11 protein-coding genes and 11 pseudogenes are annotated in these 18,579 nt (G+C 60.8%); 16 read left to right on the top strand and 6 right to left on the bottom strand.

What is annotated here, in order from left to right; translation table 11 throughout:
• Positions 1 to 192 precede the first annotated feature (192 nt).
• Both ACFLEY_RS43180 and ACFLEY_RS43175 read right to left on the bottom strand, forming a co-directional pair.
• Positions 193 to 459, bottom strand: a pseudogene (locus ACFLEY_RS43180) (IS701 family transposase); the annotation flags it as partial.
• A gap of 19 nt (positions 460 to 478) precedes the next feature.
• A pseudogene (locus tag ACFLEY_RS43175) lies at positions 479 to 1,017 on the bottom strand (helix-turn-helix domain-containing protein); the annotation flags it as partial.
• Between the two features lie 478 nt (positions 1,018 to 1,495).
• Here ACFLEY_RS43175 and ACFLEY_RS43170 point away from each other — a divergent pair.
• From ACFLEY_RS43170 to ACFLEY_RS43150, 5 genes and pseudogenes are all read left to right on the top strand, one after another.
• Entirely contained in the window at positions 1,496 to 2,380 is an 885-nt protein-coding gene (locus ACFLEY_RS43170) for an outer membrane protein (protein WP_249163549.1), read from the top strand.
• Positions 2,381 to 2,431: 51 nt separating this feature from the next.
• Positions 2,432 to 3,190, top strand: coding sequence for an omptin family outer membrane protease (locus ACFLEY_RS43165; protein WP_249163550.1), 759 nt, complete (start codon positions 2,432 to 2,434; stop codon positions 3,188 to 3,190).
• A gap of 204 nt (positions 3,191 to 3,394) precedes the next feature.
• Positions 3,395 to 4,608, top strand: a protein-coding gene (locus ACFLEY_RS43160) for an IS3 family transposase (protein WP_396604971.1) whose coding sequence is annotated in 2 segments (ribosomal slippage) — positions 3,395 to 3,671 and positions 3,671 to 4,608 — 1,215 coding nt in all. Because the reading frame shifts where the segments join, the coding sequence is not laid out codon by codon here.
• A gap of 74 nt (positions 4,609 to 4,682) precedes the next feature.
• Positions 4,683 to 5,474 (top strand): annotated as a pseudogene (locus tag ACFLEY_RS43155) (transposase); the annotation flags it as partial.
• Positions 5,475 to 6,175: pseudogene (locus ACFLEY_RS43150) on the top strand (IS3 family transposase); the annotation flags it as partial.
• Here the strand turns inward: ACFLEY_RS43150 and ACFLEY_RS43145 are convergent.
• A protein-coding gene (locus tag ACFLEY_RS43145; RefSeq protein WP_110115998.1) for an IS5 family transposase occupies positions 6,168 to 6,928 on the bottom strand; the annotation gives its coding sequence in 2 pieces (ribosomal slippage) (positions 6,168 to 6,589 and positions 6,589 to 6,928; 762 coding nt in all). The pseudogene ACFLEY_RS43150 and the gene ACFLEY_RS43145 sit on opposite strands and share 8 nt — an antisense overlap.
• 184 nt (positions 6,929 to 7,112) lie before the next feature.
• Here ACFLEY_RS43145 and ACFLEY_RS43140 point away from each other — a divergent pair.
• The 11 genes and pseudogenes from ACFLEY_RS43140 to ACFLEY_RS43090 all read left to right on the top strand — a co-directional run.
• Positions 7,113 to 7,612, top strand: a pseudogene (locus ACFLEY_RS43140) (IS66 family transposase zinc-finger binding domain-containing protein); the annotation flags it as partial.
• A 1,027-nt stretch (positions 7,613 to 8,639) separates the two neighbouring features.
• Positions 8,640 to 8,873 (top strand): DUF2188 domain-containing protein, encoded by a 234-nt coding sequence (locus ACFLEY_RS43135; RefSeq protein ID WP_018648284.1) that lies wholly within the window; start codon positions 8,640 to 8,642, stop codon positions 8,871 to 8,873.
• Positions 8,874 to 8,959: 86 nt separating this feature from the next.
• A pseudogene (locus ACFLEY_RS43130) lies at positions 8,960 to 9,133 on the top strand (DDE-type integrase/transposase/recombinase); the annotation flags it as partial.
• Positions 9,134 to 9,207: 74 nt separating this feature from the next.
• Positions 9,208 to 9,648, top strand: coding sequence for an IS66-like element accessory protein TnpA (gene tnpA / locus ACFLEY_RS43125; protein ID WP_035693717.1), 441 nt, complete (start codon positions 9,208 to 9,210; stop codon positions 9,646 to 9,648).
• Positions 9,629 to 9,982, top strand: a complete 354-nt coding sequence (gene tnpB / locus ACFLEY_RS43120) for an IS66 family insertion sequence element accessory protein TnpB (RefSeq protein WP_018270214.1) — start codon at positions 9,629 to 9,631, stop codon at positions 9,980 to 9,982. Before tnpA ends, tnpB begins: the two co-directional genes overlap by 20 nt.
• 100 nt (positions 9,983 to 10,082) lie before the next feature.
• On the top strand, positions 10,083 to 11,681 hold the full coding sequence (gene tnpC, locus ACFLEY_RS43115; RefSeq protein ID WP_018270215.1) for an IS66 family transposase: 1,599 nt from the start codon (positions 10,083 to 10,085) through the stop codon (positions 11,679 to 11,681).
• Between the two features lie 105 nt (positions 11,682 to 11,786).
• Positions 11,787 to 12,125, top strand: a pseudogene (locus ACFLEY_RS43110) (DDE-type integrase/transposase/recombinase); the annotation flags it as partial.
• Between the two features lie 129 nt (positions 12,126 to 12,254).
• Positions 12,255 to 12,841 (top strand): annotated as a pseudogene (locus ACFLEY_RS43105) (SbmA/BacA-like family transporter).
• 226 nt (positions 12,842 to 13,067) lie between these two features.
• Positions 13,068 to 13,639: pseudogene (locus ACFLEY_RS43100) on the top strand (transposase); the annotation flags it as partial.
• A gap of 418 nt (positions 13,640 to 14,057) precedes the next feature.
• Positions 14,058 to 15,803 (top strand): T3SS effector NEL-type E3 ubiquitin ligase NopM, encoded by a 1,746-nt coding sequence (nopM, locus tag ACFLEY_RS43095; RefSeq protein ID WP_171901150.1) that lies wholly within the window; start codon positions 14,058 to 14,060, stop codon positions 15,801 to 15,803.
• Positions 15,804 to 15,859: 56 nt separating this feature from the next.
• Complete coding sequence (locus ACFLEY_RS43090) at positions 15,860 to 16,030, top strand: hypothetical protein (protein ID WP_018648285.1); 171 nt, start codon at positions 15,860 to 15,862, stop codon at positions 16,028 to 16,030.
• A 170-nt stretch (positions 16,031 to 16,200) separates the two neighbouring features.
• On the opposite strand, the pseudogene ACFLEY_RS43085 reads toward ACFLEY_RS43090, so the two are convergent.
• The 3 genes and pseudogenes from ACFLEY_RS43085 to ACFLEY_RS43075 form a co-directional block, all read right to left on the bottom strand.
• Positions 16,201 to 16,448 (bottom strand): annotated as a pseudogene (locus ACFLEY_RS43085) (IS6 family transposase); the annotation flags it as partial.
• Positions 16,449 to 16,734: 286 nt separating this feature from the next.
• On the bottom strand, positions 16,735 to 17,322 hold the full coding sequence (locus tag ACFLEY_RS43080) for an N-acetyltransferase (protein WP_211434419.1): 588 nt from the start codon (positions 17,320 to 17,322) through the stop codon (positions 16,735 to 16,737).
• A 253-nt stretch (positions 17,323 to 17,575) separates the two neighbouring features.
• Positions 17,576 to 18,235 (bottom strand): annotated as a pseudogene (locus ACFLEY_RS43075) (IS6 family transposase).
• Positions 18,236 to 18,579: the final 344 nt, after the last annotated feature.

The raw sequence follows: 18,579 nt of genomic DNA, 5'->3' as shown, positions 1-18,579 counted from the left end.
TCGCATAACGCAGATCACCGATGACTGGCTTCCCAAGGCTCGCATCCTTCATCCATGGCCGAAGCTGCGCTTCGCCGTCAAACACCCGAGGTAGGAGCCCGGTGCCTTAATTGGGCTCGCCGGGATCTGCGCGGGGGGCGCCCAGTGATGGGTGTCCCTACCGCGAACAGAATGCGTTTGCGCCACTGTTTTTCAAGGATTTGCTTTCGGCAATATGGGCACTGCTGAGACGGCGGCCGAAGGATGAGATCGACGATGGCGAAACGTACGGCGGGCATGGTTGGTTGAGGCGGAGGCCCGTTGATTCTCTTTTTTTTGCCCCGCGTATGCGAGGCGATGATGTTGCAGGAAGGCGTAGGCAATCATTGTCATCAGGGCGTGGCGATGAAGACCTTGCCATGATCGCCCTTCGAAGTGATCAAGTCCAAGCTCCTCCTTCAACTGCTGATGCGCCTGCTCACCACCGTGCCTTAATGGTCTCATCGACGCTGAGGACAATGGCTCGGTTCGGGTAAAGCCAGACAATATCGCGCACCTTATCGACGAATAGCGGATCGCTCGACAGTTTAAATGTCTGGCTGCGGTGCGGCTGCAGGCCGAACGCCGTCCACTTTCGGCCGATCGTGGTGTGAGAAAAGCCAGTTTCCGCAGCCATCGAGCGGATCGACCAGTGCGTCCGTCGCGCGGCGTCGTACGCAATGTCCGCTCGATTACCACAGCAACCTGATCGTCGTCGATGGTTCGAGGGCGCCCAGGGCGGGCTTCGTCAAGCAGGCCATCACAGCAATCCTTCAAGAATCGGCGGCGCCACTTGCCAACGGTGTGTTCATGGATGCCAAGTTTGGCAGCCACCGACTTGCTTGGCAGACTATCTGCACACCGCAGGATCGCGCGGCAGCGCTCAGATAGCGATCGGGCAACGCGATGACGACGAACTTGCCTCTCCAAGTACGCCCGCTCCTGCGGACTAAGCACCAGCGGCGCGATCGGCCGGCCTCGCACACCCGCATTCGCCACGAGCACTCTCCTCTGTAGAGATTCGAGCTATCAACTAATGTGACGAACTTGCGTTCCAGAGGACTAGTCCCATCAGTAGGACTCGGTGAAACTAAAATCAACGGCGACACAGCGCCGTAGTCGGGGAAGCGCAGAGGGCTTCCTGTTGAAATCACACGGGCCGGGTCTGCACGCGCCACCGCGCGTACACATTCAGCGCGCGAGCGGGCCACTCTCGGGTAACGTGGCCCTTGTCGGTATCGAGACCAATGTGAGCAACTTGGCGCCACACGCCGCGACGAAGTGCCTGCATAGCCTGCGAATTCACTTCGGCACGCGACTTGCTCTCTTTGCGGCATCATCACCAATCGCTTGCGATGATCCTCGGGGGCGGACTCGGCGCGCGTCGCTGTTAGCGTCTGGTCCGCCCCGACGGTTTGCTGCGGCGATAACTTAAGGGCGCTCGGTCGTGGGCCGAGACAATACAGGGAAGTGTTGGATGCGATCCGGAGTTCTTCTTTTAGGAGCCACGACAATTGCGCTCGTCGCAAACGGTGCAGCGAACGCGGCAGACCTTGAGCCAGAAGTGAAACTGCCGCCCGCGGTGTGGAACTGGTCGGGAGGCTATATTGGCGGGCACCTCGGCGGCGGCTACGGCCGAACCTCCTTCAGCAATCCCTACGGTCCGTCAATCTATGGCGATGTCGTCGATACCCCAGTGCTTCTCGCGGGTGGCCAGGTCGGCTACAATTGGCAGAAGAATGGCTGGGTGTTCGGCGTCGAACTCGATGCCAGCGGTGCTGTCTCCGACGGCACGAATACTTGCCTCGCCGCCTCCGGCTTTGTCGTGAGTGCAAACTGCAAGGCAGGTCCCAACGTCTTTGCCACCGGGACTGGGCGCGTCGGTTACGCGTTTGGCGCGCTGGGCCGCACGTTGGCCTATCTTAAGGGAGGAGTGGCTTGGCAAAACAATCGAGGCGACGTCGTCAACAACTTTGAAGGCGGCGCGCCACAGGAGAAAACCCATTTCGACTATGGTCGCCTCGGTGGCGTCATCGGGCTAGGCGTCGAGCAAGCACTTACGTCTGCATGGTCGGTCAACGTCGAGTATGACTATCTCCATTTCGGCGGGCCGAGTGTCGCAACGCCTCCGACGGTGCAGAATCCGCCGTTCGCCATTCTTCCGGCGAACATAACCAGCCTCTCCAGCAGCTATCACATCGGAAAGATCGGGTTGAACTACCATTTTGGCGCCGACCCGTGGGTGGTGCGTTGGCCCGATGCGCCGCTCTACGCAAAAGCGCCCGCCGGCGCGGCGCCGATTGCTTACACGGCCGGTTGGTCGTTCGAAGGCGGATCGCGACTCTGGCTCAGCCGGGGTTGATTCCAATGGGACCGCAGCGCAGTGGCCTCCGGCGGCCTTGAAGACCCCAGCATGCTAATATCGAGGCTCACCTATCACGGACTTGACGGACTTTCCGGGGAGCTATTTGGCCGTCTCGACAGCCCGTGGGGGGTGTTCCTGAAGGGCAACATTGGCCTTGGGCGCTTCGACAAAGGACACATGAACGACGAAGATTGGGGCCTCCCCCCGAACCTCTCCTATGTCAACACGATATCAGGCCAGGCCAACGGGAGGTACACCTACTACACGGCCGACGTAGGTTATGATTTCCTCCGCGCCGCCAACTACAATGTCGGCGGCTTTATCGGCTGGACGTATTACGAACAGAGCTCCGACTCGAGGGGGTGTGTACAGATAGCTGCCCCACCTCCATGCTTGGCGCCGGACGACGACCAGGTCGTTGGCAGCCAGAATACTCAGTGGAATGCAGCTCGTGTCGGCCTAAGCGCCGAAACCATGCTCACCGAGCGTTGGCGTTTGAACGCTGACGTCGCTTACCTGCCCTGGACCGATTTCAAGGGGCGTGACCATCATCTCTTGCGCCCGACGACCATGTTTGATGAACAACGGAGCAATGGGGGCCGAGGCGTCCAGGTTGAAGGCGTCTTGTCCTACTTCGTCACCAGGAACTTCAGCGTCGGCGTCGGTGGCCGCTACTGGGCGATGTGGACCAACAGCCGAAGCGCCTCATTGTGCAGCAGCAGCGGCTGCGTTGAACCGACCATGCTTGCGAAGTACAGCATGGAACGCTGGGGTACGTTCTTTCAGGCCTCCTATAAGCTCGATTGAAAAGATCGCACCAAAAGCCAAGAGCCAGGCTTTCGACGCCCCCTCAAGCTTTGGTAGTGACCATCCACCTCCGCGCCACCTGGACCGGCATGCGGATTATCCGAGCCGTTGTTGCAGGCGAGCGCAATCCTGAAATGGACCCCGGTTTTGGGACCAGAGGCTAAGTTGGAAAAGGGCCGCTCCGTTTGATAGACGGAGGGCATGATGACGAAGAAGACACGACGGAAGATCGACGCGGCGTTGAAGGCAAAGATCGCGCTGGAAGCGGTGCGGGAGCAGGCGACGGTGGCCGATCTGGCCCAGCGCTATGAGGTTCACCCGAACCAGATCTATGCCTGGAAGAAGCAGCTGCTGGACCAGGCGGCCCGGGCTTTTGACGCGGGTGTCGGGCGCGAGAGCGAGGAAACGCGCGAACGCGAGATCGAGAAGCTGCACGCCAAGATTGGACAACTGACAGTCGAGCGCGATTTTTTAGCGCGGAGGTCCGGAAGATGAGCACGCCGGACCGTCGAGGAATGCTCGATCGCGCCGACCAGGCGCTGTCGATCCGCCGGCAATGCATGTTGCTTGGCATCGCCCGTTCTGGGGTCTACCGGCCGCCACAGCCGGCCAACGACAACGACCTTGCCCTGATGCAGCGGATCGACGAGCTGTTCACCGCCTGGCCATTCCTGGGCTCGCGGCGAATGACCGCGATGCTGAAGGCTGAGGGGCTTCAGGTCAATCGCAAGCGCGTGCAGCGGTTGATGCGCAAGATGGGCATCGCGGCGCTGGGACCGAAGCCGAACACGACAAAGCCGGCGCCGGGCCACAAGATCTATCCCTATCTGCTGCGCAACATGACGATCGACCGGCCGAACCAGGTGTGGGCGGCCGACATCACGTATCTGCCCATCGGCCGCGGCTTTCTCTATCTCGTCGCCATCATCGACTGGGCGAGCCGTGCGGTTCTGGCGTGGCGGTTGTCGAATACGATGGACGTCTCGTTCTGCGTGGCGGCTCTGGAAGAGGCGCTGGCGACGTACGGCACGCCGGAGATTTTCAACACCGACCAGGGCAGCCAGTTCACCAGCGTGGCCTTCACCGGCGCGTTGGTGGGCGCAGGGATCAAGATCTCCATGGATGGCCGCGGTCGTTGGATGGACAATGTCTTCATCGAGCGGCTGTGGCGGTCGCTCAAGCATGAGGACATCTATCTCAAGGGCTATGCCGACGGCCGCGAGGCCAAGGCAGGGATCGCGAGCTGGATCGCCTTCTACAACGATCGTCGCCTTCATCAGTCCCTCGGCTATCGCACGCCGATGGCGGTCTGGCGCGAACGGATGCAGGCCGCGCAGGCTGTGGACATGGTGGACAACGCTGACGCGTTGACCACATGCCCACAGCAATTCCAGCAGAGAGAGTCTCTGGCTGCGTGATAGAAAGGGATCAGGAGCGATCCGTTTCCAACTAACAAACCGGTTCAACCGGTCCCGCTCCGCGGGTCCATTTCAATCCCGACGTGTTGGCAACCTATCGGGACGTGCGTTGTCATTCTTCGACCGAGACAATCCGCGCGGCACTGGTGGGCAACGACCGGGAAGAACATGTCTTCGCCCTCCGTCAATCGCTGGAACTATACGACGTTTACCAGGCGAAGATGCTGGACTGCGACCGCAAGCTCGAAGCCTTGATCGCCGTATTGAGCAACAAAGGGGCAAAAGCGGGCGCAAAGTTATCAAAGCCACGCGTTAAGACCAAGCAGGTCAACACACCTACCTTCGATGTCAGGGCCGCGCTGTACGGAATGCTCGGCGTCGATTTGAGTGAGATCCATGGGTTAGGTCCGTCCCTCTCGCTGAAGCTCATCGGCGAGTGCGGCACGGATCTGAGGGCATGGCCGAGCGCCAAGCACTTCACCTCGTGGCTCTGCCTTGCACCGGGCAACAAAATCTCCGGCGGCAAGGTGCTGTCTTCACGCACACGAAGATCGTCCAGTCGGGCAGCCGCACTGTTGCGATTGGCGGCCACTACTGTCGGACGGAGCGATACGGCGCTCGGCGCATTCTATCGCCGGCTATCCTCACGTGCAGGCAAATCAAAGGCGGTGACGGCGACCGCCCGCAAGATCGCAGTTCTATGCTACAACACCCTGCGGCACGGCATGCCCTACAGAGATCCGGGTGCAGACCAATATGAGCGACAATATCGCAGCCGTGTGCTCGCCAACCTTCAGCGCCGAGCCAAATCACTGGGCTTCGTGTTACAGGCTCTTCCGGGGGACGCCAATCCGGCTGTTTCTTAGGAAGGCCGCAGCCTACTTCGCGAAGGAAGCGACATGAAGTTCGCCTTCGTCGCGAAGCACCGGACGATCTGGCCGGCGGCATGGCTATGCGATGCGCTGGGAGTGTCGCGGTCGGGCTTCCATGCCTGGCTCAACCGCTCTCCCAGCGCCAGATCCCGCAGCGACCAGGCGCTCGGCGGCAAGGTCAAGGCCAGCTTCGTCGCCAGCGACCGCACCTATGGCGCACGCCGGGTGTGGCGTGACCTGCTCGCCGACGGGGCGGATTGCGGCCTGCACCGGATTGAGCGGCTGATGCGCCTGCAAGGCTTGCGGGCGCGGCCGCGACGTCGGCGCTTGCCGAAGGATGACGGCGATCGACAGCTCGAGACCGTACCGGCGAACCTCCTTGACCGGCAGTTCGCCGCCGAGCGTCCCAGTACACCAGCGAGCAGTTCCAGCGCCTGATGGCCGACCACGGCATCGTTTGCAGCATGAGCCGCTCCGGCAACGTCTGGGACAACGCGGCGATGGAGAGCCTCTTCTCCTCGCTCAAGACCGAGCGTACGGCCAACAAGATTTATCGAACCAGAGACGAGGCACGCGCCGATGTGTTCGACTACATCGAACGATTTTACAACACGACCCGCAGGCACTCGACCATCGGCTATCTCAGCCCGGTTGCGTTCGAGCGCAAGGTGGGATTAGGGTCCAGACTCAATTGAGCCAATATGCGACGAGAGCGGCGAGATGAACAGCGGCCAAAAAATTACGGGCGAGCTTGTCATATCGCGTGGCGATGCGCCGGAAGTCCTTGAGCCTGCAAAAGCAGCGTTCGATGACATTTCGTCCTTTGTAGGCGCGTTTGTTGAAGCGATGGATGACGACACGGTTAGATTTATTGGGGATTACGGGCTTGGCGCCACGACGAATGATTTCGCCGCGAAGCTTGTCGCCATCATACCCTTTGTCGGCGAGGAGCACGCTCATGGGTGGCGCGAGCGCCAGGACATCGGGAGCCGCAGCGATATCGGCATCCTGGCCTGGAGTCAGATGCAGGACGACCGGCCGGCAGAGCGGATCGCTCAGCGCATGGATTTTTGTCGTGCGGCCTCCGCGCGAGCGGCCGATTGCTTGATTGTGCTCCCCCCTTTTCCGCCGGAGGCACACCGGTGAGCTTTAATCGAGGTCGAGTCGAGCGACAGTACGACGCCGTCTTCGCCAGGCTTGGCCAGCGCTTCGAAGATTGCGCACCATCGTCCTCGCTTGGCCCAGCGATTGAAGCGATTGTAGATCGTCGTGTAAGGGCCGTATTCACGTGGACAATCACGCCATCGTGCACCCGATTGCAGCATGTGAATGATGCCGCTGACGATGCGTCGGTCGTCGTCCCGATCCGGCCCCGTCAGTCCCCTCGGCAGATGCGGTTCGATACGCGCCCATTGCCTGTCGTTCAGCCAAAACAAACCAGCGCGCATTCTCTCGCCCCCGAATCAACACGTAGGCAAGAGAATCACGTGGCGCTATTTAGGTACAGACCCTAGCTTAACCGGGTGTCCATCAAACCGGCAGCAGCTCAAGTGAAAAGAACTAGCTGCAGTTGCCTTTTTGATTGGCCGCGATCCGACATCGCGCTAACCCAGTAGGCCGTAAGCGTGGCGCAAGCTTGCGAAAGATGCGCAGTTCGGTCGATCGTCGGAAAGCTGGACGCTGATCAACTACAGCCTGTTTTGGAGGGCATCGAAGAGGCCGTCGCGGCTCTCGAAGCAGCCGAGGATCACGCCAATCCAAGAACCTGCGAGAAGCGAACTGCCGAGCGCAGAGCCAACCGCGGTCAGCTGCCGGAGTATTTGCCGCGCATCGTCGAGACCCTGATGCCCACTGCAACCTGCCGCCCGTGCTGCGCAGGCGTCCTTTTTGAAATTGGGAGCGATGAGAGCCAGAGGCTCGACGTCGTACCGGCGCAGTATCGCGTAATCGTCACTCGCCGGCCCAAACTGGCCTGCCGCGCTTGTCATGGCGTCGTCCTCCAGCATGCCGGGCCCGAACACTGCCCACGGAGCGGCTGGTCAGCGCATGTGATCGATGCCAAGTATCATTGGCATTTGCCGCTTTATCGCCAGGCGCAGATGTTGGCGACGCACGGCATCGCCATCGACCGTCGGCCAAGCCGGTAGTCTGGCTACGTGGCGGCTCAGGGCGATCACGTCCGCAAGCGTGGTCGGCTTGGAGTGAGCACGTCTGCATAGTCCTCGAGAGCCAACCTTCTTTCCTCGCTGATCGCGTCGGCGGCATGAAACTCGAGACCTAGACAAGTTTCGCGGATACCGATACCGCGGCGGCGTGCTGCACCGAAAGCTCGCGGTGACGCTCAATCACATCAAAAATCGTATCAAATTCAGTCGCCATGGCGCATTTGCCCCAGGCCACATTAGATCGGCACCAACCAATCCTGGTAGGTGCTTCCAGTCCTTCTCAGCGATACTGCTTGGTAGCACCCTTGGGAATTGAGCCTCTCGGGGTGCCGCGGTGGTCGGTCTCGCTTATCCAAGGGCGAAGGCTGGCCACCGAAGTTTGCAGCGCGTGGTAGGGATAAGCGCTTCCGGAGGCGTGAGCGCCGAGTCACCGCCGCCAACTTCACTGGCCGCGCGGGCGCGGTAGGGACAGCGTCGGGTTCTCACTCCCGACGGCGCCGAGTCATGTCCGCGTGCCTCCAAGTCCGCGTGTGCGCCGCGGAGTGGAGCAACCATGATGCCAAATTTATTGCCTCGTACGATCTAAAAGAGGCAAGGTCGGACCCGCACGAGCGCTTTCTTACAAATGCGATCGAGTGCGGCTGGTCTCCCGGGAGTTTGGACCATGACGACATTCTATTTGGAGGGTTCATTTGTCGATCAAACGCAAACGGTCGCAGCACTCAACCATCAATCCAGCCTTCGACTCCAACGAGGAAGAGAGACTTGCTAGCAGCTAGGCCACATCTACGACGATTGAAGCTGCTACGTTCCGGTTCTCGTGAATAAGGGAAACTAAGGCGCGGCAGTTGGTCTCCGCGGGTACAGCAAACAGGCCAGCCTACAAGGCGCTGCTCCTTGGAGCCCACCAAATCCGGTAGTTGAGGCGACCGCGGCAGATTTGCAGGGTACGACCCCGTTTATCGATCCCAGGGGCGATGCCGGAGCAAGCTTTATGGCAAGCGTTCAGTACTTCGTCACGCGCCATAAAGGCCAGTGGATGGTTGCGCTCAATTGCGAGTACTCCGGCCCCTACGCCACTGAGGAAGAGGCGATCCGCGTCGCGGTCGACGCTGCCCACAAGGAGGGAAAGGTAGGACGCGACGCTCAGGTTCTAGTTCAGGGCCATGACCACAGGTTCAGACACGAGTGGACATATGGCCAGGACCCATACCCACCGTCCGGCTAAATCGGGCTGGCGCTGGCCTTCTGGGCCGATCTCGGACACGGCCCTCAGGTGGTCACCCCGTAGTTTTGCAGCAGCGCCTTCTCGATCGCGGGCAAACAACTTGGCTTTGGCGCGCTGTCGACCAGAAAATGGCTTCGTTCTCGACGTCTTGATCCAGCGCCGAACGCGCTGCGCAGCGGCTCATGAAGAAGCTGTTGAAATACGCCGGCACGCCGCCGCGCGTGATGATCACGGACAAGCTCCGTTCGTACGTAAGCGCTCCTTTCTACGCACCTATGCAGTTGAGCGCGGGGATGGGATGAGGTGTCCACCATGAACGAGGTGGACACCATCGATGATCACTCCAGAAGAACTTTTGAGACTTGAGACGGTCGGCGTGTTGCGCAATGGGCGGCGTCGCTATGATCCGGCCAGCAAACAGCGGCTGGTCGAGGCCTGTCTGCAGCCTGGCGTGTCGCTGGCGGGGCTGGCGTTGCAACACGGCGTGAACGCGAACCTGCTGCGCAAATGGGTGGCCAAGCGACAACGTCAGAACGGGGATGGCCAGCCGGAGGCGCCGATTGCGCCAGCCTTTGTTCCGGTTCGCGCGCCGTCGCCGTCGCCAACTCGATCTGCTGGCGCGATCGCGGTTTGCGCGACGGAGCGATCCTGTGCAGGGCGGCTGACGGCATCGATGCCCAACGGCGTGACGCTTTCGCTGGAAGGCGGCGACGCGCAGTTGCTGTCGGCGGTGATTGAAGCGCTGGGGCGTTGCGATGTTCCGGCTGGCGTCTGATCTTCGGGTCTACCTTCACCGCGAACCGATTGACTTCCGGGCGGGCATCAACAGCCTGGCGATCGTGGTCGAGCAGTCGATGGGGCTGGATCCGTTCCAGCGCGCGGTGTTCGCGTTCTGCAATCGTCGCCGCGACCGGATCAAGCTGCTGATTTATGACCGGTCAGGATTTTGGATGCTGCTGAAGCGGCTGGAGGCCGACAGATTCCACTGGCCCCGAAGTCAGGAGGCGGTGCTGACGCTGACGACGGAGGAGCTGCACTGGCTGCTTGACGGCATCAACATCGCGGCGGTGCGTCGTCATCCGGTGCGGCAATATCACAGCGTGGGCTGAGCGTGTTCGATGCGGGCGGCGTCATCAGCGCTATCGGATGACGCCGGCCACCGCATGGAACTCGGTTGACGCGGCGGCATGACTTCGATTCAAGACTACGATGAGTCGCAGGCCCACGACGCACGAGCTGGAAGCCTTGATCGCGGCGCACGCGGCCGAGCTCGCGGCGCTGAAGGCGGAGAACGAGAAACTCGCGCAACGCGTCCTGCATCTTGAGGAGCAGTTGCGCCTGGAGCGCTTGCGCCGCTACGCGCCGAAGAGCGAAAAGCTCAAGGAGCGCATCTTCAACGAAGCCGAGCAGGCCGCCGCTGAAAGCCGGGACGACGACGATGTCGAGGCGGTCGCCGTGCCGGACACGGGATTGCCGGAGGCTCCAAAGCCGGCACCGAAGACACGCGGCCGCAAGCCGCTGCCTGACGATCTGCCGCGCCAACGCGTCGAACATGATCTGGGTGAGGATCAAAAGGACTGTCCGTGCTGCCGCAATCGGATGCATCGGATGGGCGAGACCGTCACCGAGCAGTTGCACGTCGAGGTGAAGGCGTCAGTGCTGCAACATGTGCGGTTCAAATATGCCTGCCGTCACTGCGAGCGCACCGCGCTGAACACCCCGATCGTGACCGCGCCGATGCCGGCGCAGCCGCTGCCGGGTAGCGTCGCCACGCCATCGACGCTGGCGCTGGTGCTCGCCAACAAATACGTCGACGGCACGCCGCTGTACCGTGTGGCGGACGCGCTGGGGCGCGCCGACGTCAGCATCAGCCGCGGGACGCTGGGCAACTGGGTGATCCGGGCGAGCGAGTTGCATCTGCATCGGGTCTATGACGCGCTACAGCAAAAGCTCAGGTCGCAGCCCCTGGTCCACGGCGACGAAACCTGGGTCCAGGTTCTGAAAGAGGACGGCCGGGATGCGCAGGCCAAATCCTTCATGTGGGCCTATCGCAGCGGCCAGGACTGCGCGCAGCCGGTCGTGCTGTTCGATTACCAGCCCGGTCGCGGCCAGGAACATCCTCAGGCCTTCCTGGCCGGCTATCGTGGCTTGTTGATGAGCGACGGCTATGACGCCTGGGGCACGCTGACAGGCGCGACCCATCTTGGCTGTATGGCGCATGCGCGCAGGAAATTTACCGATGCGCTCAAGGCCAGGAAGACGCCCGGCGGTCCGCCATTGCAGGCGCTCAAGTTCTTCGAGGCGTTGTATGAGGTCGAGAGGGTGGCGCGCCAGACGCCGCCCGACGACGAAACGCGCGCCGCATACACCTTGCGGCTGCGCCAGCAGCATAGCCTGCCGGTATTGGCCGCCTTCCGGACCTGGCTCGACGACCAGGCGCCGAAGGTCCTCCCCGAAAGCTTGACCGGCAAGGCGATCGCCTATGCGCGCAACCAATGGGATTATCTGACCCGTTACACCAGTGACGGTCTCGCCCCGATCGATAACAATGTTCTGGAGCGCGACATCAGGCCGTTTTGCACCGGACGAAAAAGTTGGCTGTTCAGCGACACCGTTGCCGGCGCCAAGGCAAGCGCCGTGATCTACAGTTTGGTGCTGACATGCCGGGCATGCGGCGTCGATCCCTATGCATGGCTACGTCACGCGCTCACCGAATTGCCCCAGCGCGCGCCAGACGCCGATATCGAAGATCTGTTGCCGTTCAACTGCACCGCTCAAAAAAACCTGCCAGCTGAGAATAGCGGCTGACGTTCGAACGCTCAGGTCAACCAAGCCGTTCCGATGACACTGCTGGGGCCCGGCGTCACGCGACGCCGCGGCCAGCCGCGCGCGTAGCCTGTGCGGTAAAATACGCGCTTACGTTCGTACGGCCCTGTGAGGGCGAAGATGGGCTTTCACGTCGAACATCGCCAGCACAAAGCTCTTAACAATCGGGCCGAGATTTCTCATCAGCCGACGCGGCGACGCAAGCCGATCATGAAGGGTTTCAAATCGTCCGATCAGGCTCAACGGTTTCTGTCAGTTCACGATCAATCAGGTCGCGAACCTTTTCCACATCCCCTATCCCGGAGCCGTCACCGCCGACTTCCGTCGTGCTTCGCGCGAGCGAGCCTTTGCGACTTGGCGCGAAATCTCCGCGACAAGCCGAATCTCGAACTGAGAAGCGCCTCCTTCGGCTCGGCGGTCGATTAAGTTGACGATGCCCGACGGTCTCCTGTAGTCCAAGAGGCCACAGATGCTCGGACCTCTCGTTTTTCCCCCGACCCAAGCTGTTCTTTCTCTCGGCGATCGTTTGGACCGCACTGACGATGCTGGTCTGGTATGGCTTCGCGAGCAATCTGTTCGAAGCGCCGCAAAAGGCAGGTCGGGTTGGCGACGTTCTCGTCGGCGCCGGCTCTCTGGTTCGACCTCTATTTCGCCGCGTGCGCCGCGATATTTGCGGCTGGCTGGATGTTGGTTGCGCCGCACCCCTGGGCGACGTGGTCGATTCTTGGCTCCGCGCTAATACTGTTCACCTCCTACTTTCAGGTCCAGGTCAGCGTCGCCATCAACAGCTGGTATGGGCCATTCTATGACCTTGTCCAGGCCGCGCTTTCGAAATCGGCGCAAGTGATGGTCCAGCAGTTCTACAGCGAGTTGTCGACTTTTGCCGGCATTGCTCTTGTTGCGGTCGTGTCGGTGTGATGACGCGTTTCTTCGTCAGTCACTACATCTTCCGCTGGCGGACGGCGATGAACGATATCTATGTTGCAAGCTGGCCGCGGCTGCGCGCCATCGAAGGCGCCTCGCAGCGCGTTCAGCAGGACCCCATGCGCTTTGCGAGCGGTCGGATATTCCTTCCAGGCTGCGTTCCGCCACCGCTTCCGCGGCGCGACCAGAGCCTTCGGATGATCCAGCCATCCAGCTGATGGAAGGTATCCCTCCATTGAGGCCGCCTTGTTTGACGGACGCGAGCGCTGCAGGTCCTAGGGGTAATCCTAGCATTACAGTTGCCTTTTTAGGAGATGTCTGAATCTATAGACATCATGATTCGGAGGTCGTGGACGCCAGCAGCGTCGATCGAGGAGACGCTTGCGTTGTGGGCGGCGTCGCTTCCAGAGATCAAGAAATGGATACGTCCGTTGTTCACGCAAGAGAGATGGCGTCACCTTGGCTGGCTGCTGGTCACACAGCCGGCGCAAGTTCTATGAGCGGCATGTTGCAGGAAGCTTGAAAGTGGCAACGGCGACGGTCGAGCGGATGGCGAAGCTCTGGCAGGTCGAGAAGACCATATGCGGTCAAAGCCCCGACGTAGGCGTTGCCGCGCGCCAGCAAGCCTCCACAGCGGTCGTCGCAGATCTCTTCGATCTCTGGCAGCAGACATTGCGGCGGATTTCCGGAAAATCAAAACTGGCTGAGGCAATCCGCTATGCCGTCTCGCGCCGTGCCATCTTCGAACGCTTCCAGACTGATGGTTCGCATCGAGCTCGACTCCAACATCGTTGAACGCGCCATCTGACCACAAACAATTACGAGAAAGAATAGCCTCTTTGCCGGTAGCGACGGCGGCGGACGAACCTGGGCGAACCATCGCAACACTGCTGCAGACAGCAAAGATGAATAACGTCGATCCGTGCGCCTGGCTCAGCCTAACGCCTCAGCGTATCGCCAACGGCTGGCCGAGCGGCGAAATCGACGCGCTTATGCCATGGAACCACGCCGCCTGACGGCCGCAGCTTGCCGCTTACCCTTCGACCGAGTACGTGGCAACGAAGAGTGGCAGGCGCTCCGAACGCGTAAGCGCTAGCGGTGCCCATGCCAAGGCAATGGGGGCCAAGCTGGTCTTTGCGAAGCTTGACCGGTTCAACCTCAAACCGGGCTTGCTTCGGTCACTGCTGGCAACCGAGCGACCCGGGGTTCTGCAGCGACATTCGTCAGCTTATCGACAGGTAGGCCTGCTAAGGGCAGAACGCTGCCACGTTGACGGCCCTCCGGGACTTATCTGGTCAACGAAATGGCAGGAAGCCTCGCAGCAGTATCGATCCATTTGCGCGTTTGGGCTCGTGTGAACAATGATCATGACACCCGGCCTGCTTCGCGACCTTGAGGAGCGGGGGTATTCTTGTTTTGGCGATGGAGATATTGATGAACACAGGACAGGCTCAGTGGAGTGCAGGTTCTTCCTCGGCCGCTTCTGAAGAGGGGGAGCAGGAAAGTTACCTCAGCGGCTTCAGCCGAGCCGTGGCGGATTTGCTCGAAGCCATGACAGGATATCGGACCCCGGCCTCCGCGCGCGCGCAGTTGCTGGACAACTGGGCGGCCGAAGAGGGGCAGGGCGAAGCCGAGAATCGGCGACAGGGACGCGCACGAATTAGGGGGGCGGACAACACTGGCTCGCACTCGCTGGATTTGTCCTCCCTCTCCCTGACCGCTTTGCCCGCCGCCCTGCCGCCAAGATTGCTGGAACTGCGCGCCAGGCACAACGAGCTAAGCAGCCTGCCCGCTAGCTTCCCACCCGGTCTTCAGCATCTTCTCATTAGCCATAACCGGTTGATCAGTTTGCCGGACGCTCTTCCGGCGACCCTCTCTCGGCTGGAGGTGGCCGATAACAGCTTGACCAGTCTGCCGGCCAACCTTCCGGCTGGGCTCGAGATCCTGAACGCAAGCGACAACCGACTAACTAGCCTGCCGGAGGCTCTCCCGAGCAGGCTCACCTCGCTCGCGGTTAGTGGCAATCAGCTGACCGACCTCCCCGACTACCTCCCATCGGGGCTCATTGAACTCGATGTCAGCAGCAATCAATTGGCCGACCTCCCCGCCCCCCTTCCGAGCACCCTCCAATCGCTCAATCTCAGCGGTAACCGGCTGACCAGCCTGCCTGAGGATCTTCTTGAGGGGCGTGTACCGAATCTTAGTCTCAGCTACCCGCATTTGGAGAACCTCGAGTTCGGGGATAACCCGCTGCCGGACGACGTCCTCGCTAATCTGGCGACGGCTGAAGCGCCACCGCAGCTTGCGCAGCAATCTCTATATGAGGCTGCCGCGCAATGGCTCGCAGACGACCCGGCGACGCTGGCCAAATGGCAGCACTTTGCGGATGAGCCAGGCGCCCAGGACTACGCGCAGTTCCTGGAGAGGCTACGAGAGACCGTGAACTACGGCAATGACGAGTTTCGGCAGGCAGTGGCTGATGATCTGCAGCAGGCGGCCGCCAATCCGACATTGCGCGAGCAGTTCTTTGCGCAGGCGTCCGAGGCCAACGCGAGCTGCGAGGATCGTGTCACCTTGCACTGGAATGGTATGCAGACCGCGCGCCTCAACGCTGACGTCGAGGACGGGGTATATGACGATCGGCTTGGCGATCTGATCCAGCGCGGCCGTGTCGCCTTCCGCTTGGAGGCGTTGGACGAGATCGCGCGCGACAGGATCAACTCGCTCGCCAGCGGCAACCCGAACGTAGACGACATCGAAGTCTACCTGGCCTATCAACATCGGCTGCGCGAGCCGCTGGAGCTCAGTCACGTCGCCCCTGACATGCGCTTCCTGGCGGTCTCTCACGTAAGCGAGGATGATGCGACGGAGGCGCTCGACCTGGTCCGGGAGCGGGAAGCAAGCCAGTTCACCGACTTCATGGCAAGCCGCTGGCAACCCTGGGAGACGGTGCTGAGGCGCATCGCTCCAGACGAACATGCAGCGATGCAAGACCGGCTCGTCGAAGCCATGGGCGAAGAGTTCCAAAGCCGTCTGGATCAGCGACTGGCCGAACATGGTCTGGTGGGCGACGTCGATGCCGAGCGGGTGCTCGGAGCCCAAGTCCGAAACCAAATCGCAGGCGAGATCAAAGGCGAGGTCATGCACCGGCTGCTCGCAGAGCGCGGCCTAGAACAATAAGACTTCCCAACAGTCCCGCGGGGATATTCTTCGTTGCTCTGTGGCGCTGCCTCAAGATGGATCCTGCAATCGACATCATCTTTGAGCTGACGATTGCCGATTGGCGCTCGAGCGAGGAGGCTGAGGCGCGGCCCGTTGAGGCAGCACGCATCTACCGCCGTGAAGATCGCACGGTGTGCGGCAGCATGAAATGGTCGGCGCGCAGCCTCATTGCCGATTCCTTGTAAGACGGGATGCCCGGGCCTTCTACCGGGCTGCGGAATGCTCCGCCGGAATTCTGTCGTGACCGCGCGCCGCCTTTGCTTCGTACTCGTCCTCGGGCGAGCGAAATCGACGCGTCAACAACCGGCTTTGATCATCGCGATTGTCGCGGTCGGTCAAGTGCATGCTCTCAGTCGTTTGAACGAGCGGGAGCGCGCGAGCGGATCCATCGGAGAACGCATTGCCGAAGTTTTCGTCCTACTGGCGCACGATTTCATAGGTCACGCCAATGCCACGCGCCGCCAGCACTTCAGCACGTCCTCGACCATGCGCAAGCTTGAGAGGAAGCCGGAAATACAACCAAGCGGCATAGCTGATTACTTCCGGTGGGAAGCGATGGCGGCGATAAAGAGGGGTCCGGGCGGTCGGCGTGCTGGTCGTCACCACCCCCTCGGCGGCTCCAATTCGTTAACTTAACGCCATCCAGAGTCTTCCGAAGCCGTCGACCAGATGTGTCTCGATCAGTCTGCTGTCTTCCTCATTTAGACGGCCCGGCTTGTCGAACAGCGTCAGCGGAATGGTAGCTTCCCGACATCATGGAGCATCGCCGCGAGCCCGAGTCGCCCCAATACTTGCTGGCGAAATAATCAGCGCCGCCGCAGACAACACGTAAGCAGTGCTGAAAGGTGGCCCTCGTGAGCCAATGCGAACACAGGCTTTGAATTTCGCTTTATTTGGCTGCTCGCAACATTGGCGTGAGCAGCGGCGAAGAACCATGTTGTATTTTGCCAATGACCTCGAAGCCGTGGCTTTGATAAAAGGGGATGTGATCGGGATTCGAGCTTTCCAGATAGGCGGTAATGCCCTGCTCATCGCATCGTTGAAGAGCGTATTTCATCAACAATGTGCCAAGTCCTTGTCCGACCCAGTTCGGATCGGCCGCGATGAGAGGCAGGTACCAATGCGGCTCGGACGGATGATGTTCGGCCATTTCCTGCCGCAGGAGCGCCATATCTTCGGTGATCGCCGGGTTCAGGGACAGCGCCATTATTTCGTCTAACGCGGACTCGTCTTGCTGCACGCCAGGCGGCAGCCACAGGGCTGCGGCGCGGATCCCTTCCGTGACGTATGCTGTGCCGTGCTCGAATGCTGGTCCACCAGAGGCGTTAACGAACCGAGGCATGCTCCGAAGATATTGGCTTGCGTCAGGCCAACTCCACCGCATCAATGGATCGGCGGCAAAGCCGAGCACAATTGTCCAGACGGTGCTTGTTCGAATGTTTGCATTCGCACATTTGATATCCGACTCCGCCGGCATAATGTGGGTTCCAAATTTTCTGTCTACCTGTCAGAGTTACGTGGCACGACATAAAGAAGACGTGGCCGATCAACAGATTCCTGATATCGACCGGCTGCACCTGGGTTCTGCCCGCTGATGGTCATGTTCCGTAACGACTCAGAATAGATCCATAGCCCGGCACCGGCTCGCCGTGCTCAGCTTCCGGAGCGCTTTTGTTTTCATCACTGCAATCCCTGTGCCATACCGAATGTCGAGCGACGGCATCGTCAACTTAACCGACCGCTGAGCTGAAGGAGGCGCTTCTCAAAGGTTCGAGATTCGGCGATAGCGCTTGTCATGGAGATCTCGCGCCAAGTCGCAAAGGCTCGCTCGTGCCAAGCACGACGGAAGTCGGCAGTCAGGGCTCCGGGATAGGGGATGTGGAAAAGGTTCGAGACCTGATCGTGAACTGACAGAAATCGGTGGGCCTGGAGGAGTTGAAACGCATCATGATCCGCTCGCGTCGTCGCGTCGGCTGATGAGAATTCTCGGCCCAATTGTTGAGAACTTTGTGCTGGCGATGTTCGACCCAAAGGCCCGTCTTTGCCCTCGCAGCGCCGTACGAACGAAGCTTGTCCGTGATCATCACGCGCGGCGGCGTGCCGGCGGATTTCAAGAGCTTCTTCCTGAGCCGCTGCGCAGCGCGCGAGTCTCTTCCGCGCTGGATCAAGACGTCGAGAACGAAGCCATTCTGGTCGACAGCGCGCCAGAGCTAATGTTGTTCGCCCGCGATCGAGATAACGATCTCGTCCAGATGCCATTTGTCACCGCGAGCGGGAGCGCGCTCGCGGACCGATCGGAGAACGCCTTGCCGAATTTCGGTCCCCACTGGCGCACGGCTTCATAGGTCAACAGTGCCACGCGCCTCCAGCATTTCCTCGACTATGCGCAAGCTTAAGGGAAACGGGAACTACAACCAAACGGCATATTGACGCCGCCCCGGTGGGCTGCGCCGACAGACTTTCAGCGGTTGCGCAAAAGTACGGTGCACTGCGTGAGCGGGCTGGTGAGCTCGAAATGACGCTGCAACGGAGCCGGACGGCGCGGTCGCGGCCATCTCGTTTGAGCATTCACGGTCGCAAATCGACGCAGAGCGCGCCAAACAACGTCGACTGGTAGAGAAGCGTTCGCCTGAGCTGAACTTCTTGACGGTGGGGCGACCGCGAGTCACCGGACCCGGATTAACGAAGGTCGTCGAACGGCCCACGAAACCCTCGCCAAGGCGTGGGAGGCGAA

Source organism: Bradyrhizobium sp. YCK136 (assembly GCF_044570075.1).
Classification (GTDB): Bacteria; Pseudomonadota; Alphaproteobacteria; order Rhizobiales; family Xanthobacteraceae; genus Bradyrhizobium; species Bradyrhizobium diazoefficiens.
Note: the sequence above shows the minus strand (reverse complement) of the source record. Positions and strands in the feature narration are given on the sequence as shown.

Coding starts and splice junctions, on each gene's coding strand:
- ACFLEY_RS43170 (WP_249163549.1), top strand. CDS start 1,496: ATGCGATCCGGAGTTCTTCTTTTAGGAGCCACGACAATTGCGCTCGTC.
- ACFLEY_RS43165 (WP_249163550.1), top strand. CDS start 2,432: ATGCTAATATCGAGGCTCACCTATCACGGACTTGACGGACTTTCCGGG.
- ACFLEY_RS43135 (WP_018648284.1), top strand. CDS start 8,640: ATGGCAAGCGTTCAGTACTTCGTCACGCGCCATAAAGGCCAGTGGATG.
- tnpA (WP_035693717.1), top strand. CDS start 9,208: ATGATCACTCCAGAAGAACTTTTGAGACTTGAGACGGTCGGCGTGTTG.
- tnpB (WP_018270214.1), top strand. CDS start 9,629: ATGTTCCGGCTGGCGTCTGATCTTCGGGTCTACCTTCACCGCGAACCG.
- tnpC (WP_018270215.1), top strand. CDS start 10,083: ATGAGTCGCAGGCCCACGACGCACGAGCTGGAAGCCTTGATCGCGGCG.
- nopM (WP_171901150.1), top strand. CDS start 14,058: ATGAACACAGGACAGGCTCAGTGGAGTGCAGGTTCTTCCTCGGCCGCT.
- ACFLEY_RS43090 (WP_018648285.1), top strand. CDS start 15,860: ATGGATCCTGCAATCGACATCATCTTTGAGCTGACGATTGCCGATTGG.
- ACFLEY_RS43080 (WP_211434419.1), bottom strand. CDS start 17,322: ATGCCGGCGGAGTCGGATATCAAATGTGCGAATGCAAACATTCGAACA.